Raw genomic sequence first — 16,987 nt, 5'->3', positions numbered from 1 at the left:
CGGAAGAAGACGGAATGATTCTGGAGAAACGTGAGTGGTCGACCGAACGATTTCCGTAGGAAAGCTCGCATCGGAAGCATAATCCGCATTCGTAGTGATGATGAGGCTATGAATCTTTAGTTCAACTTATATGACGATAAGAGAAGGGGTTTTAATCATGGCAAAAGAAAAAATCGTACTGGCGTATTCGGGGGGACTGGACACGTCTGTTATTTTAAAATGGCTGAAGGAAACCTACGATGCTGAAATCATCGCATTTACCGCTGATATCGGACAAAAGGAAGAGCTTGACGGCCTGGAGGAAAAAGCGCTGGCTACCGGTGCTTCGAAAGTATATATCGACGACCTGCGTGCAGAGTTCGCCGGGGACTTCATCTATCCGATGTTCCAGGCGGGGGCTCTGTATGAAGGGCAGTACCTGCTTGGCACAAGCATTGCGCGCCCGCTGATCGCAAAACGTATGGTGGATATCGCCCGCGCTGAGGGTGCAACGATGATCGCACATGGTGCGACGGGCAAAGGAAATGATCAGGTTCGGTTTGAGCTTGGCGTAGCCGGGCTTGCTCCGGACATCGATGTGATTGCACCTTGGCGTATGGAGGAGTTCCGCAGTAAGTTCCCGGGGCGTGCCGAGATGATCGCTTATGCAGAAGAGCATGGTATTCCGGTAACCGCATCGGCGGAGAAGTCCTACTCGATGGACCGTAACCTGCTGCACATCAGCTATGAGAGCGGCGTGCTCGAAGATCCGTGGTTTGATGCAAGCGCACCGGAGAGTAAGGACATGTACCTGCTTAGCGTATCTCCGGAAGATGCGCCGGATGAAGCGGAATATTTGGAGCTGGAATTTGAAAAAGGAAACTGTGTCGCTCTGAACGGTGAATCGCTTAGCCCGCTTCAGGTGATGGAGAAGCTGAACGAGCTCGGCGGCAAGCACGGCATCGGCCGTGTCGACATGGTGGAGAATCGTTTTGTCGGGATGAAGAGCCGTGGCATATATGAGACGCCAGGCGGAACGATTTTGTTTACCGCTCATCGCAAAATGGAGTCCATCACGATGGACCGTGAAGTGATGAATTTGCGCGATAGCCTGATTACACGTTATAGCACACTCGTGTATAACGGCTTCTGGTATGCACCGGAGCGTCTGGCTCTGCAGGCGCTGGTGACGGAAAGCCAGAAGAACGTAACGGGAACGGTTCGTGTGAAACTGTATAAAGGCAACATCATCTCCGCTGGTGTGAAAAGCCCGGTTAGCTTGTACAATCCCGATATCGCTACGATGGAAGCGGATCCGACACAGGCTTATGACCAAGGCGACGCAACCGGGTTTATCCGTTTGAACGCACTGCGTCTGAAAGTTGCCGTTGGGGTAGACCAGAACCAATAATAACAACAACTATATTGAAATAGGCGAAGGCCGTTTCATGTCAGCGGATGATACGCAACTTGTCCCTTACAGGGGGGTTCAGCGGCTGTGACGGAGACGGCCCTCTGCCTTAAACGAAAGTGAGGCAAACGGTAGTGAGCAAGTTATGGGGAGGCCGTTTTACCAAGCAGACGAATGCTTTGGTTGAAGAATATACCGCATCGATCGGTTTTGATAAGCAATTAGCTGAAGAAGATATAGAGGGCAGCTTGGCGCATGTATCCATGCTGGGCAAATGCGGCATTGTGCCGCAGGAGGATGTTGAGACGATTAAGTCCGGGCTGAACAAAGTGTTGGACCGGATTCGCAAAGGTGAAATTGAGTTCTCAGTATCTGACGAGGACATCCATATGAACATTGAGAAAAATCTGATCGAAGAAGTCGGACCCGTTGGCGGCAAGCTGCATACAGGGCGCAGCCGGAACGACCAGGTTGCAACGGATATGCACCTGTACTTGCGCAACCGGGTGGTGGAGCTGACGGGAATGCTGCACGAGCTGCAGACGGCGCTGATCGGTCAAGCCAAAGACAATCTCGACACGATTATTCCGGGATACACGCATCTGCAGAGAGCGCAGCCGATTCTGTTCGCCCATCATCTGATGGCTTACGTGTCGATGTTCCAGCGTGATATTGACCGTCTGATCGACAGTTACAAACGGATCAACATTTTGCCGCTCGGGGCAGGTGCACTTGCAGGCACTACCTTCCCGATCGATCGTCATTTTGTAGCGCAGCAGCTTGGATTTGATGGTGTGTACGAGAACAGTCTGGATGCTGTAAGCGACCGTGATTTCATCCTGGAGTTTCTGTCGAATGCTTCCATGATCATGATGCATCTTTCACGGCTGAGCGAAGAGCTTGTGCTGTGGAGCAGCACAGAGTTCAACTTCATTGAGCTGGACGATGCGTTCTGCACAGGCAGCAGCATTATGCCACAGAAGAAAAATCCAGACGTGCCTGAATTGGTTCGCGGCAAAACCGGACGTGTGTACGGCAACCTGATGGGACTGCTTACCGTCCTCAAGTCTCTGCCGCTTGCTTACAATAAGGATATGCAGGAAGACAAGGAAGGCATGTTTGACACTGTAGCTACACTTCAAGGTGCACTACAGCTGTTTGCACCGATGATTGCCACGATGAAAGTGAACAAGGGACGTATGCGTGAAGCGGTAAACACTGACTTTTCCAATGCGACAGATATCGCTGATTTCCTTGTAGGGAAAGGACTTCCATTCCGTCAGGCGCATGAGGTGATCGGCAAAACTGTGCTGTACTGCATTCAGAACAACAAGTTCCTGCTTGATCTGACGTTGGATGAGTTTCAGCAGTTCTCACCGCTGTTTGATGATAGCATTTATCAAGTGCTGCAGCCGGAAACGGTAGTAAACGCCCGTGATGTATACGGCGGTACAGCGATGCCTCAGGTGAAGGCAGCGATCGATCGTGCACAGCAGGCTTTGGCCGTTTCCGCTGATTGGATTCAAGCGCGTTCATCTGGCAGATAAAGAATAAAGGGGAGTAACCGTGTAGATTGGACTACAATGGGTACTCCCCTTTTTACATACTCGAACATTGGAAGACAATCAAAGGTCACATCTTTAGTTTTTACGAAGCGGCAGCCAGTTCAACACATCTTGAATTTTAACATCCCAGTAAGCCCAATCATGGTCGCCGGGGCCTTCATCGTAAGTTAAATCCAAAGATGTTTCCTGACAGGCCTTTAAAAACGTTTGGTTATCATTATACAAGAAGTCCTCTGTTCCGCAGCATTGATACAGTTTCGGCTTCGGTCCTTCGGATTGATCCAGCTGCTTCAGCAGCGACAGAAGATCGTTGTCACTTCCTCCAATCGGGTTGTTTCCAAAGACCAGCTGGATATCGTCAGCAAAAAATTCATTAATAAATTTTCCGGCGATGTCCAGTGCGCCGGATAAGCTGGCTGCTGCTGCAAACATTTCAGGCTTTCGCAGTGCAAGTTTGAACGCGCCGTACCCGCCCATCGACAGCCCAGCTACGAAGTTGTCCTCGCGTTTGTCGGACAGCGGGAAGAAAGAACGAGTCAAGGCGGGAAGCTCCTCACTGATGAAGGTCCAGTATTTGCCGCCGTAAGCCATATCTGTATAGAAACTGCGATGCACCTGCGGCATGACGACCGCTATTCCCATAGAGGCCACATACCGTTCGATGGATGTGCGGCGGAGCCAGATGGAATCGTCATCGGATAAGCCGTGGAGCAAGTATAACGTAGGATGCTTATGTGAGCCTGCAACATTGTTCATCCCGATCTGAGTCGTTGTGTTTTGCGGAAGAATGACCGTCATTTTTGTACTGAGTCCGAGCACTTCTGAGTAAAATTGACATTGCAACAGTGCCATGCGGGAAATCCCCTTTCGATCTTGTAACTCTTCTTTATTTTATTCAGATGATAGCACAAAATGGAGCATAGGTATGTGATGCAGAAGGTAATCATATCCGTCCCCAGATGTAGATGAAACTCCGTCAGGAGAATGTTTTTCGACATATCCTATTATGCTAAAGTTATGAGAAATAGTGTGACGGGTAAAATGGTAATGAGAAGAAACGGAGGATAACGAAGGATGGGACAATTCGCACCGAAACGTGAAGATCTGCATATTGCGGGAGTTGGGAAGTTAGAGGGAGGCGTTTACGGGAAGGTCCGATTGGATGGAGCGGGAAGCATCTCCGGTGATTTGGACTGTGATGACTTTATCGGAAATGGATCGGCCACTGTTAAGGGTTCCCTCACTGCGAGGACGATTCGCATCAATGGTTCGGGAAACGTGGATGGCTCCATGGATGCGCTTGAAGTGAGCGTGGGCGGATCAGCCAAAATAAAGTCCGATGTTCGTGCACGGAAGATGACGGTGGGCGGTATATGCCAAATTTACGGCAAGTTGACGGCCAGTGAAATAGAGCTGGGCGGAAGATTGAAGGCTGAACATATTCAAGTGCAAACCATTAAGGTAAAAGGCGGATTTCATGTAGAAGACACGCTTCTGGCGGAAACGATCGATATTAAGCTGTATGACCGCTGCGAAGCGAAGGAAATATACGGGGATTATATTCGCGTGTACAAGAAAGGAAGGCCTATTTGGGAAAAGCTTACTTTCTCAATCCGTCCGCCTCGATTGTTTGTTCAAGTTCTCGAAGGAAAAAGTGTGGAACTGGAGCATACTGAAGCAGATGTAATTCGCGGAGACCGGGTCATTCTCGGACCAGACTGTAACGTACGGCTGGTTGAATACAGGGAGGAGCTTATTCAGGACCCTTCTGCAGTCGTTGGCGAGGTACGCTTGATTTGAATTTTATAGCCTGTGGGATAATCGTTGGAAAAAAAGGTCGAGTTCAGAGCAACATTTGCTCTTGTACTCGGCCTTTTCGTTTGGATTCGTACTATGGAGTGCTGACCCCATCCTCAACAACGGGAGCCCTAGGGACGTCTTTTGGACCTGGCAGCACACCGCTTGATGGATTCATACCGACGATGGTGCTTTGCCCTCGATAGATATCGCGCGAAACTTTAACACGCTCGGTAACCTTGCCGTTTACCTTTTTGATCCGGTAGGTGTCAACGACATAGCCGGCCTTGCCTTTTTGCACAATTTTGTGCTTGCCGGGCGCAAGTGAGTTGTCTTGAACATATTTGACTGGGGAAGGGATATTTTGTACTGTTTCTGACTCAACCGAATAGACGGTGTCCTTCGGAAAGGTTCCGAAAAACTTGAGTGTCAAGGTTCGTTCGACGACCTCGGCTTGAATCAGCAGGTGTTTGCCGGTGTTGTTGCGGAACCGGAAATTGATGTACCCTTCCGCAAAAGTGGCATCTTGCCCTTTGGGCAAATAATTGACCGGCAGGGAGTGATTTCTGCGCTCTGTAATTTCAAGCCCGGTCAGCAGAGCAGTTTTGTACAAGGTGCTGGATACTTGACAGATTCCCCCGCCAACTCCCGGTACGAGCTTGCCGCTAATAATAACGGGTGCTTCCTTGAAACCGTAATCCTGCTTGGCTTTCTCCACCACTTTAGCGTAGTTGAACTCATCCCCCGGTTTCAAAATCATGCCGTCTACCGCTTTGGCGGCGGCGGTGATGTTGTGTACCCGGCCCGGTCCGCTTGCAGCTAATGAGGTTGAGAACTGAATGATTTTTCGCTCGATCCCTTCGGACTGCAGTGACTTCACCGTCACATCCGGCGCCAACAATGTAAGAGGCAGTTCAACCTGGATGCTCTCTGGCTGATCCGACGGGAGAACGGAGAAATCGCCGGGAATAGCTGCGGCAAGGCGGTCGGCCAGTGCCGTCCAGTCAATCCGGAACGCCCTTTGCTCGGGCTTGTATTGCACACGGTCGTTTGAAATGGTACGTACCGCGTTAACCGGTTCCCCGAATTGTTTTTTCTCCCATTCTGAATTAAATCTTTTCCGTAAAACATCGAGATTCAGATCAGGCTGAATGTTCCAGGTTTTATCGAAACGGTATCGATATAAAGCCCGGTCCCACACATTTCCTTCCGTCAACTTTTTCACTGCTCTTTGAAAATGTTGCGCCTTATACCGCACCCCGGCTTCCTTCAGGCTAAATTTTTCTCCAGCACCGCCTAGATGCTCCCCGGTAAACTGGATTTGGATCGATTCCATAGCTTGTAAGCGATCATCCAGCTCATGTAATACCTCAGGAATAGCTCTTCCCCCGATTTCCCAGCCGGAGAGCACTACATGTTTGGGCAAAGTATTCTGTTTAGCATAAAGGGCTAGTCCGCCATAAAAAATGAGGCCGATAAGCAGCAAATTAATGACAGCGATGAGATAAATATAAATTTTTTTCACGCTAAACCACCTTTTTGCTTCTGATTGATCGGAGTTGAAGCACCTTTTAATGTATATGTCACATTGCCGCTAAACTTTCGGGTACTCAAAAGGTAACAAATTTGTTACAATGGATGAAGTCAAAAGGATTTTTTGTGGATTCTAAAGGTTCTACGTTGTAAAGTGTCGAAAGTATAAGGGCGAATTAAGTAGTGGGAAGTGATGAAGTGATAGAAATGCAAGACATCTGGAAGACCTATCCTAACGGCACTCATGCGCTTAAAGGGGTCTCCGTCATAATCGATCGTAACGAATTTGTATACGTCGTCGGTCCATCCGGCGCAGGTAAATCGACATTTATGAAACTTATTTATAGAGAAGAAATACCTACAAAAGGACAAATTTCAGTTAACGGATTTAATATCGGCAAACTAAAGCAGCGTAAAATTCCTTATGTTCGCCGGAATATCGGGGTCATTTTTCAGGACTTTCGTCTGTTGCCCAAGTTAACTGCTTTTGAAAATGTAGCTTTTGCCATGGAAGTAATTGAGGCGCCAACGCGCCTGATCAAAAAACGTGTTATGGAAGTCCTGGATCTTGTGGGCCTAAAGTCCAAAGCCAATCGTATGCCGGCACAATTATCCGGTGGTGAACAGCAGCGGATCGCTATCGCTCGGGCGATTGTCAACAATCCATCCGTCATTATAGCGGACGAGCCTACAGGCAACCTTGACCCGGAAACTTCATGGGGGATCATGCAGCTGCTCGATGAAATCAATTTCCGGGGGACGACCATCGTAATGGCCACCCATAACAAGGATATCGTAAACTCGATGCGTAAACGCGTTATCGCCATAGAACAGGGACAAATCGTTCGAGACCAGGTGAGAGGGGAGTATGGATATGACTTTTAAAACCTTCCTCCGCCACTTACGGGAAGGGGCCAAAAGCGTATTCCGGAATGGCTGGATGTCCGTAGCGTCAATAACCTCGATCGTAGTGTCATTATTTATTTTGGGAGTTTTTACTTTATTAGTAATGAATGTAAACTCATTGGCCGATAAAGCCGATAGTGAAGTACAGATAAGCACTTATTTGAATTTAAACGTGGATAAGGAGATGGCCGAAAAGATCTCGAAAGAGATCAAAGCCATGCCTGAAGTGAAATCGCTCGAATTTGTTTCGAAAGAGGAAGGAATGAAGGATCTCTCCGAGAGCCTCGGAGAGGAAGGCGCCGAACTGCTTGAAGGGTTTGACGGGAAAGATCAGAATCCTTTGCCGGACGCCATTATTGTAGAAGTGATTGAACCGACAACCGTTCCTTTCGTAGCCGACAAGATCAGTGCGCTCAATGATAAGCATCCTGAAGAGCCGATTATGAGAGTGAAATACGGGGAAGGCACCGTTGAAACACTGTTCAAAATCACTCGCACTGTGCGTAATATCGGGTTTGTTTTTGTTGCTGGACTCGGTCTGATGTCCATGTTCCTGATCTCCAACACGATTCGGGTAACGATACTCGCCCGTCGCCGCGAGATTGGTATTATGAAACTGGTCGGGGCAACGAACAATTTTATCCGCTGGCCTTTCTTCGTGGAAGGGGCCTTGATCGGAGTCGTAGGCTCACTGATTACGGTCGCAATTTTGTTCTTCGGATACGATCGTCTGCATGCCGCAATACAAGACGATATTACCTTGTCCCAAAGCTTGATACCGCTGGGAGACATGTGGCTGCTGCTTGGGGGGTTAATCCTTCTGCTTGGTATGCTAATTGGCATTTGGGGCAGCACGATGTCTATACGTAAGTTTTTGAAAGTATAACTCGATAACTGTTGAGAACGTCAAATGGTTTTATTTATTCGAAATTTTATAAGAAAACTGAAAAGGATGGGGAGCGTAAGTTGAAAAAAATCGCCGCAGGACTAGCCGCCTTTTTACTGGCCGCAGTCGTATTCCAGCCCTCAGTCGTAGAAGCCGATAACAGAACATCTTCCGATGTTGAACGTGAAATCAAAGCACTGCAGGATGAGGTCCAAAAGGCCCAAAGCGAGAAGAACAAAGCTGCAAAGGAAAAGAAAGAAGCGCAGCATTACAAGAATAAAACGAACAAAAGTTTGGAATACGTCATGGATCAGATCGAAATCGTCAGTAATGAGCTTTCCAAAATTACGATGAAAATCGAAGAGACGGAAGATAATCTTCGCAAGACTGCGAAAGAACTGAAGTCAGCGGAAGAGCGAATCAAAGCCCGCGAGAAACTTTTGGAGGAACGAATCCGTTTGATTTATATGGAAGGGGAAGTTTCCTATCTGGAAGTGCTTCTGTCCTCCACAAGTTTTACCGATTTTCTGAATCGTGCAGACTCATTGAAGACGATCGTTGATCAAGACCAGCATCTTTTGGTCCAACATAAACAGGACAAGCAACTTGTCGTAGATAAGAAAAAAGAGCTGGAAAACCAGTACGCTGAGGCAAAGACACTATATGCCCAAATGGAAGAGCGCAAGCAAGACCTGAATGAGAAAGAGAAGGAGAAGAGAGTACTTATTGCAGAGTATGATCAGAAAATTGAAATATCCGATGATATATCGGCTGAGCAGGAACAAATGCTCGTTCAATTGGCTACCAAGCGCTCCGATCTCCTGAAAGAGAAAGACAAGCTTGCGGCGGAGGAAGCGGCAGCAAGAGCGGCCAAAGCCAAGGCAGAGGCGGAAGCAAGAGCCAGAGCAGAGGCAGAGGCAGCGAAGAAAAAGAACACCAGCTCCTCTCCTAAACCTTCCAGCTCCGGCGGAGGGACTTATACGGGCAATGGAGGTCCGTTCGCGATGCCGGTTTCTGGGGCCTACCTGTCTTCCCCATACGGTCCGCGTACTCATCCGGTTACGGGTCAAGTACAATCGATGCATACTGGACAGGATTTTGCGGCGCCTCAAGGTACAGAAATTCGGGCAGCGGAGAGCGGTACGGTCATTTTGGCAGAATGGTGGAGCAGCTATGGCAATGCGGTCATCATTGACCATGGTGGCGGTGTTTGGACGCTTTATGCTCATATTCGTAACGGGGGCATCAAAGTAAGTGAAGGACAGAAGGTAAGCCGCGGACAAAAAATTGCCGAGGTTGGTTCTACAGGACGGAGTACGGGTCCTCACTTACATTTTGAAGTACGGGTGAATGGTTCTGCTGTTAATCCGAACCCGTATCTGTAGTTTGGAAGTAAGAGCCGCTGTATAAATATTCCCGGGAAGTCAATCATATATTAGAATGAGTATAGTGACTGGGAAGCTGCAAAGTAAATGAGCTGATTCATACAAAGGCGGTGAAATCCATATTGAAGAAAAGAACGGTTGTATACCTTATGGTGATAGCTATGCTCACCGGAGGTCTGCTCACGATGGCGTTCACCCAACTACCAAATTTGGCAGATTCGGGTGCTAGCAGCGGGGAAGGTCTGCTGGCCAGCATGAAAAAAGGCGGGCTTGAACAGGATGAAGCGAAGAAGATCGGTACTGCTCTCGATCTGATCGAAGGCAATTATTATGAAGACGTCAATCGGGACAAGCTGATTGATGGAGCAATCAACGGGATGTTGGATTCTTTAGGAGATCCTTATTCTAACTACATGAGCAAGGTGCCAGCAGCTCAATTTGAAGAAAGCATTGAGGGATCGTTCAGCGGGATCGGTGCAGAGGTAACCTCCGTAGATGGGAATGTAGAGATCGTCTCCCCGATTAAAGGATCGCCGGCGGATAAAGCAGGACTTCGGGCGAAGGACATTATTTTATCAGTTAATGGTGAATCGCTGCAGGGAATGGATCTGAATAAGGCTGTTTCCAAGATCAAAGGTCCGAAAGGTTCAGAGGCGGTGCTCAAAATAAAGCGTGCCGGTTCACCCGAGCCATTGGAGTTTGTTATCACTCGGGATAACGTAGATTTGGAAACTGTCACCGCCACAATGGATAGCAATAAAATAGGCTTTATCGAAATCTCACAGTTCTCTCTGAACACAGGCGACCGCTTCAAGGAAGAGTTGAAGAAGCTGGAGCAGGAGGGAATGGAAGGACTTGTGATTGACGTAAGGAATAATCCGGGCGGTGTGCTTGATGTCGTCATTGATATTGCAGAGCAATTCGTGCCGAAAGGCGAATTGATCGTCCAGGTTGAGGATAAGAACAAAAATCGGAAGAAATATACTTCTGATGGAGATTCCAAACCGTATCCTATCGCTGTGCTGATGAATAAAGGCAGCGCCAGCGCTTCCGAAATTTTGGCAGGTGCGCTTCAGCAATCAGCGGGAGCTGTGTTGGTAGGCGAGAATACATTTGGAAAAGGTACGGTGCAGACCAGCTTTGAAAAGCAATTTGGAGACGGAAGCTTGATCAAGGTAACGATCGCCAAATGGTTGACACCTGATGGTTCATGGATTCATGAAAAAGGAATCGAACCTGATATAAAGGTAGCTCAGCCGGCTTACTTCTCGGTTGCGCCGATTGATAAGAAGAAAACATTAAAATATGACATGAACAACGCTGACGTGAAGAGTGCTCAAATCATGCTTGATGCGCTTGGTCATAAGCCCGGCCGGAAGGACGGTTACTTTGATCGATCGACAGAAAAAGCAGTGAAGAGCTTCCAGAAGAGCCAGAAGCTTAAAGCGGACGGAATCGTGAATGCCAAGACAGCGGAAGCGATGGAGACTGCGCTGATCGAGAAGATTCGTGATCCAAAAAATGACAATCAATTGAACCGCGGATTGACCGAAGTTCGGCAGGAAATTGCGGCAGAGGCGTCGAAGAAATAAGAAGGCTGAAACTTGGCCTTCTTTTTTTTAATCGTTTTTGATTAGAAGCCTTGAAGAAAGGAGTGTGGCGAGTTTTTGGAAACAGCCAAAGAGTTGTTGTGGCTTGGGTTGGATGCAGGATTACAGCTGTTAATACAGCCGTTTTATTATATTTCTATCGTTTTCATTGCGCTTTTGTACCGCAGGCAAGTGATGATGGAACGAAAGCTGTTTCACGTACGTGTGAACGGTTGGGGAATTCAGACATGGAGGACATTTCTTGGAGGTCTTGTTGCCGGGACTGCTGTTTCGATCGTTATGGCTTTTCTCGGTACAACTTTGACCTTGGCCGGCGTCATTTGTATATGGGTCACTGCACTAGTGCTTATGTTGTTCCGGATAAGATTTCTATGCTTTGCATATTCCATCGCTGTGCTCGGCATCGTTCAATTCGTATTAAGCTGGTTTCCACATTGGCAGCCTGAAGGTGTTTTGGGAAGCGCGCAAGCTGCGATCAACAGCCTCGATATCCCGTCTTTGCTTGCACTGGCGGCTGTGCTTCATTTTGCTGAAGCGGCGCTCCTTGTTTTGCAGGGCACGAAGTTTTCATCGCCTCTGTTTCTGGAAGGGAAACGAGGAAAGCTGGTTGGCGGTTATAACATGCGAAGTTTCTGGCCGCTGCCCCTATTCTTGCTCATACCGGCTTCGGGCGGCAGCATAACATTGCCCTGGACACCGTTTTTTGGCGCAGAAGGGGTCTGGAGCGGCGGATTCAGTATTATGGTGCTTCCTGTTTTGATCGGCTTTGGCGAAATGACGCATAGCATGCTTCCGAAGCAAAAGGCTGCCATTACATCGAAGAGACTGGTTATTTACAGTTCGGTGCTGCTTATATTAAGTTTGCTTGCTGAATGGTGGTTTCCGCTTATGATTGTTGCCGCTCTAGCAGCATGGATTTTGCATGAAGGACTGACCTGGTACAGTCAATACGAAGAATCTCAGCGCAGCCCTGTTTTTGTGCATCCGCCCAAAGGTCTACGTGTGCTGACGGTGCTCCCGGGAAGCCCCGCTGAGGAGATGGGCATCTTGGCAGGTGAGACGATCCTTAAAGCGAATGGAACCATGGTGCATACCAAAGACCAACTGCATGTTGCCCTCCGTCAGAACCCGGCGTTTTGCAAGCTGGAAGTTCTAAACCACCAAGGGGAGAGCAAATTTATGCAGCGTGCGATTTATGCGGGTGATCACCATCAGCTCGGAGCGATCGTTGCCCCTGATCCGGATGATCATCTGGCGGCGAAGAGAAAGCCGCTCACTGTGTTCGCTCTGCTTGGCATGAAGCTGAATATAATAAACAAGATGAAAGACGAACCAGCCGGCACAGCCCCGAGCAATTCGGAAACGCTTGAAATATAGAGTGTCCGGACTTATGCAGTGATAAATGGTTGCGTTTCGTCTATAAAATATGAATATTTCTTGAAGAAACGCACTTTTCCCGGGTGAATGGGGGATAAAGGCGTTTCTTTTTTTTGCAGTTTATTACTTATTGTAATAAGCTGATCATATACCTTGCATTCAAGTTGCCAGGAAGGAGAATTATATGAATAAGTTAGCCAGGGAGCTTTTTTTTAATATTAGTGTGCCCTCTATTTTACTTAGTGTAGTGTACAGCTATATTGTTGCCAATGTAGATGCTTCTCTTCTTAAAGAAGAAACGGCATATTTAGGTGATCCGGTCGGTTTTGCGGATGTAACCTTTTTGTTTCTGGCGTTTTATTTGCTTCATATCTTGATAAGTCTGTTTCAGTTTTTCATATCCAGGATGGTCGGGAACCGTTCTGCCAAGAAACTCGTTATTTTTAACGTCAGCGGACTGTTGATCTGCGGCTTGCTCTATTTTTACACCAAGGATTTAACCTGGGGCATTCTCATCGCATCCTTTATTCTGTTTTCTATCGTTTCCTTATTTAACAAAACGGAGCAGGAGGAGCAAGGCGAGCTTTCCTGATCGCTTTCCGTGCACGAAAAAAAGAAGTAACCCGCTACAGGTTGATGGCCTGGTTGGGTTACTTCTTTCGGTTTTATCAGAGAAAAGAAATCCTTGTCTCCGATACTGTATTGCTGCGGTCACTCGAAAAGATTACTGCTGCAGCTGTCGGAGCACCGTAATTTCGACTCGGCGGTTTTTCTGCCGTCCTTCAGGGGTGCTGTTATCGGCGGCTGGGCGGGTGTCGGCATACCCTGCATATTGAAATATGTCGGGACTCAGCTTGCTTACCTCAATAAAATAACGGAGCACCGACATGGCGCGAGCACCGGAAAGCTCCCAATTGTCCTTGTAGTAAGGCCCGGCGGGCACGTTGTCGGTATGCCCCTCGATGCTGACGGTCATATTGAGATCACGGAACAGGCTGGCTAGCTTGCCGAGCACCGGAGCAGCGCCTTGTTTCAGATCGGCTTGACCGGGATCGAACAAGAAACGGTCGCTGAGCGTAATCGCTATGCCTTGAGGCTCATCCGAAATGAAAATATCGTTTTCAAGTTTATTATCCTTCACATATTGCTCAATGATATTCATAAATTCCGTCAGTTCTTCTTCCTGCTTTCTGAACGCAAGCTCTCTTTCGCTCAATGGCTCGTTTTCTCCCATAGAGTCTGCCGGGGGATTTTTGTGTCTCTCGGTGTCTTGCGTACCCGTCAAGCCAGAGCCCATCTCTAGGATGGAATCTCCGCTCTGAAAAGTGGATTGCAGCGAATCGCTGACAAGCTTGTACTTTTCTGTATTTGGTGAACTCATCGCATACATGACGACAAAAAAGATCAGCAGAAGGGTGATCAGATCGGCATATGTAATCATCCAACGGTCCCGTTGGTCACCTTGAGCGCTTCGCTTGCGTCGTCTTCTTCTAATCGGCTGTCTCATAAGCCTCCCTCCCCTTTGCTTCCGGTATCAGAGAGAAACGGGTGGAAGCATAGGTAGCCAGCTTTTTGCGTACGAGAAACGGATGTTCCCCGTTTTGTACTGCCAGAACGCCTTCAAGGAGCAGCTCCATTTTTTGAATTTCTTCTTCACCGCGTGCTTTAATTTTGGACGCAATGGGAAGAAAGATAATATTGGCACTTGCAACACCATACAGTGTGGCCGTAAAAGCAACGGCAATAGATGGACCGAGCCGGGTCGGATCTTGAAGGCTGCCGAGAACGTGGATCAGGCCCATGACTGTACCGATAATTCCCATCGTTGGAGCGTAGCCGCCAGCGGATTCGAATATTTTGGCATGGTTTTCGTTTTGGAGTTCTGCGGCCTGAATCTCAAGCTCAAGAATTTGCTGGACGAGCTCGGCATCCGTACCGTCAACAACCAGCTGCATCCCTTCTCGCAAAAAAGGGTCCGGGTGATCGGAGGAAATCTGTTCCAGGGCAAGTACCCCCTGTCTGCGAGCGATGGATGCCATGCTGACAATATCTTCAATGAGGTCTTCAGTGGAATGGGTGCGGCGGCCAAAGGCGACTTTGAGGCCCTCTGGAATTTTGCGCAGCCGGGACCCAGGGAAGCTGATAATGACCGCGGCAATGGTGCCGCCAAATACAATTAGCGCGGCGGCGCCTTGCAGCAGCCCGCTCAGATTACCGCCTTCCCATAAGAAACCTCCCACCAGCGCTATAAGTCCTGCTATAATCCCGATCGCGGTAGTTAAATCCATAGAATTAAATCATCTCCTTATTTATATAAAATGGTTTATCATAGTGTTTGCATAGAAAAAACGAACAGAGTATAATAGTAGGGGAACAAGTATTCTTATTTACTGGATGTTCAGGGAAGAGTTTCCCTTTATATATTATCGGGACCATTCGACAAAACCTTTAATATACCTATTCTAGACGATAAGGGTGATTTTGGACAAATGAGTGATATCGTTGTCAGTACGAAATCCTTTGAACTTAAGTCGGAATTTCAGCCTCAGGGTGATCAGCCCAAGGCGATTGCCGAATTGGTTGAAGGGGTAAAGAAAGGTAAGAAGCACCAGACGCTGCTCGGTGCTACCGGGACAGGAAAGACGTTTACAATCGCGCAGACCATCGCCAAGTTAAACCGTCCTACGCTGGTCATTGCGCATAACAAGACGCTTGCCGCACAGCTGGCAAGCGAGTTTAAGGAATTTTTTCCAAACAACTCGGTTGATTATTTTGTGAGCTACTATGATTACTATCAGCCGGAAGCGTATATTCCTTCTTCGGATACGTACATTGAGAAGGATTCAAGCATTAATGAAGAGATTGATAAACTGCGGCACTCTGCTACGAGCTCGTTATTCGAGCGGCGGGACGTTATTATTGTGGCAAGTGTGTCCTGTATATATGGTTTGGGTTCGCCGCAGGAGTATGGAGAGATGCTGCTCTCGCTTCGGGTAGGTATGGAAAAGCCGCGCAATCAGATTTTGTCGCGGCTTGTTGATATTCAATATCAGCGTAACGATATCAATTTCGTACGTGGTACGTTCCGCGTGCGTGGTGACGTTATTGAAATCTTCCCGGCTTCGAAAGGGGAGCACGCCGTTCGTGTGGAGCTGTTCGGTGACGAGATTGAGCGAATTACCGAGATCGACGTTCTGACGGGCGAGCTGATCGGCGAACGCGAACACGTTGCGATCTTTCCGGCATCTCACTTCGTTACCCGTGAGGAGACGATGAAAGCTGCGCTTGTTAATATCGAGCGAGAGCTGGAAGAGCGGCTCGCTGCACTGCGTTCTGAGGGCAAGCTGCTGGAGGCGCAGCGGTTGGAACAGCGTACGCGTTATGATATTGAGATGATGCAGGAAGTCGGGTTCTGTTCCGGGATCGAGAACTATTCCGGACCGCTGACGTTTCGGGAGCGGGGGGCAACGCCGTATACACTATTGGATTACTTCCCTGACGATATGTTGATCGTTGTGGACGAGTCTCACGTAACATTACCGCAGATTCGGGCGATGTATAACGGTGACCGCGCTCGTAAAACCGTTCTGGTGGAGCATGGATTTCGTCTTCCGTCAGCACTCGACAATCGGCCGTTGATGTTTGAAGAATTCGAATCGAAAATCAACCAGATTATATATGTTTCTGCAACACCAGGGCCGTATGAGCTGGAGCACTGCGACACCATGGTAGAGCAAATTATACGTCCGACCGGACTTCTTGATCCGCTGATCGATGTAAGGCCGACAGAAGGCCAGATCGACGACTTGATCCACGAAGTTCATGAACGGATAGAGCGCGATGAGCGGGTGCTTGTTACTACGCTTACGAAGAAGATGGCCGAGGATTTGACCGATTACTTGAAAGAGATTGGAATCAAGGTTCGTTATTTGCACTCCGATATTAAAACATTCGAGCGGATGCAAATATTGAGAGATCTTCGGCTCGGTACATTTCATGTGCTTGTCGGTATTAACCTGCTGCGGGAAGGCCTTGATCTTCCCGAGGTATCTTTGGTTGCCATATTGGACGCTGACAAGGAAGGCTTTCTTCGGTCCGACCGCTCGCTTATCCAGACGATTGGCCGGGCGGCCCGGAACGCGGATGGCCGGGTAATTATGTATGCTGACAAGATTACCGATTCCATGGACAGGGCGATTAAGGAAACGGAGCGTCGCCGGAGTGTTCAGGTTGCGCACAACGAGAAGCATGGCATTACGCCGCAAACGATCCGCAAGAAGGTGCGTGATGTCATCGAGGCGACGAAGGTAGCCGAGAGCAAGGCGGACTACCTGGCAGGCAATGCCGGCAAGATGTCCAAGAAGGAGCGTCAATCGGTCATTGAGCGGTTGGAGGCGGAAATGAAAGAAGCTGCGAAGAATCTTCAGTTTGAACGTGCTGCAGAGCTTCGCGATGCGCTCCTGGAGCTAAAGGCTGAATAATTCGCTCTCGAATGTATGAAATGCCCTGAAATGATGGAACAAATGCAAGAGAACGGC

At 48.4% G+C, this 16,987-nt stretch carries 14 protein-coding genes; 10 read left to right on the top strand and 4 right to left on the bottom strand.

Annotated elements, in window-relative coordinates; genetic code table 11:
* The first annotated feature begins 157 nt into the window (after positions 1-157).
* Together C8268_RS08320 and argH are read left to right on the top strand one after the other, a co-directional pair.
* The gene (locus tag C8268_RS08320; protein WP_106767232.1) at positions 158-1,390 is read left to right on the top strand and encodes an argininosuccinate synthase; all 1,233 of its coding nucleotides are present in this window, start codon (positions 158-160) and stop codon (positions 1,388-1,390) included.
* A 134-nt stretch (positions 1,391-1,524) separates the two neighbouring features.
* Positions 1,525-2,937 (top strand): argininosuccinate lyase, encoded by a 1,413-nt coding sequence (gene argH, locus C8268_RS08315; protein WP_106767231.1) that lies wholly within the window; start codon positions 1,525-1,527, stop codon positions 2,935-2,937.
* Between the two features lie 93 nt (positions 2,938-3,030).
* Here argH and C8268_RS08310 read toward each other — a convergent pair whose 3' ends face one another.
* Positions 3,031-3,807 carry an alpha/beta hydrolase gene (locus tag C8268_RS08310; RefSeq protein ID WP_106767230.1) on the bottom strand — a complete coding sequence of 259 codons (777 nt, stop codon included), beginning with the start codon at positions 3,805-3,807 and terminating at the stop codon, positions 3,031-3,033.
* Positions 3,808-4,029: 222 nt separating this feature from the next.
* Between C8268_RS08310 and C8268_RS08305 the strand changes: the two genes are divergently transcribed.
* Positions 4,030-4,755, top strand: a complete 726-nt coding sequence (locus C8268_RS08305; protein WP_106767229.1) for a polymer-forming cytoskeletal protein — start codon at positions 4,030-4,032, stop codon at positions 4,753-4,755.
* A 91-nt stretch (positions 4,756-4,846) separates the two neighbouring features.
* Here the strand turns inward: C8268_RS08305 and C8268_RS08300 are convergent, their stop codons facing one another.
* On the bottom strand, positions 4,847-6,277 hold the full coding sequence (locus tag C8268_RS08300) for a VanW family protein (protein ID WP_106767228.1): 1,431 nt from the start codon (positions 6,275-6,277) through the stop codon (positions 4,847-4,849).
* A gap of 206 nt (positions 6,278-6,483) precedes the next feature.
* On the opposite strand from C8268_RS08300, the gene ftsE reads away from it, so the two are divergent.
* The 6 genes from ftsE (at position 6,484) to C8268_RS08270 (ending at position 13,041) form a co-directional block, all read left to right on the top strand.
* Positions 6,484-7,170 carry a cell division ATP-binding protein FtsE gene (gene ftsE, locus C8268_RS08295; protein ID WP_106769877.1) on the top strand — a complete coding sequence of 229 codons (687 nt, stop codon included), beginning with the start codon at positions 6,484-6,486 and terminating at the stop codon, positions 7,168-7,170.
* The gene (gene ftsX, locus C8268_RS08290; protein ID WP_106767227.1) at positions 7,160-8,077 is read left to right on the top strand and encodes a permease-like cell division protein FtsX; all 918 of its coding nucleotides are present in this window, start codon (positions 7,160-7,162) and stop codon (positions 8,075-8,077) included. The genes ftsE and ftsX overlap by 11 nt, the downstream gene beginning before the upstream one ends.
* An 80-nt stretch (positions 8,078-8,157) precedes the next feature.
* Complete coding sequence (locus C8268_RS08285) at positions 8,158-9,462, top strand: murein hydrolase activator EnvC family protein (protein WP_106767226.1); 1,305 nt, start codon at positions 8,158-8,160, stop codon at positions 9,460-9,462.
* 119 nt (positions 9,463-9,581) lie between these two features.
* Positions 9,582-11,054: a S41 family peptidase gene (locus tag C8268_RS08280; RefSeq protein ID WP_106769876.1), complete on the top strand. Its 1,473-nt coding sequence runs from the start codon at positions 9,582-9,584 to the stop codon at positions 11,052-11,054.
* A gap of 75 nt (positions 11,055-11,129) precedes the next feature.
* Complete coding sequence (locus C8268_RS08275; protein ID WP_106767225.1) at positions 11,130-12,449, top strand: PDZ domain-containing protein; 1,320 nt, start codon at positions 11,130-11,132, stop codon at positions 12,447-12,449.
* A gap of 184 nt (positions 12,450-12,633) precedes the next feature.
* The gene (locus tag C8268_RS08270) at positions 12,634-13,041 is read left to right on the top strand and encodes a hypothetical protein (protein ID WP_106767224.1); all 408 of its coding nucleotides are present in this window, start codon (positions 12,634-12,636) and stop codon (positions 13,039-13,041) included.
* 132 nt (positions 13,042-13,173) lie between these two features.
* Here the strand turns inward: C8268_RS08270 and C8268_RS08265 are convergent, their stop codons facing one another.
* Positions 13,174-13,956, bottom strand: coding sequence for an OmpA/MotB family protein (locus C8268_RS08265; RefSeq protein ID WP_106767223.1), 783 nt, complete (start codon positions 13,954-13,956; stop codon positions 13,174-13,176).
* Positions 13,940-14,737 carry a flagellar motor protein gene (locus C8268_RS08260; RefSeq protein WP_106767222.1) on the bottom strand — a complete coding sequence of 266 codons (798 nt, stop codon included), beginning with the start codon at positions 14,735-14,737 and terminating at the stop codon, positions 13,940-13,942. The genes C8268_RS08265 and C8268_RS08260 overlap by 17 nt, the downstream gene beginning before the upstream one ends.
* Before the next feature lie 201 nt (positions 14,738-14,938).
* Between C8268_RS08260 and uvrB the strand changes: the two genes are divergently transcribed.
* Positions 14,939-16,930, top strand: a complete 1,992-nt coding sequence (uvrB, locus tag C8268_RS08255) for an excinuclease ABC subunit UvrB (protein WP_106767221.1) — start codon at positions 14,939-14,941, stop codon at positions 16,928-16,930.
* Positions 16,931-16,987: the final 57 nt, after the last annotated feature.

It is taken from the genome of Paenibacillus faecalis, from assembly GCF_900289175.1.
GTDB classification, from domain to species: domain Bacteria; phylum Bacillota; class Bacilli; order Paenibacillales; family Paenibacillaceae; genus Paenibacillus_AQ; species Paenibacillus_AQ faecalis.
The sequence above is the reverse complement of the archived record's forward strand: the minus strand, read 5'-3'. Positions and strand labels throughout refer to the sequence as shown.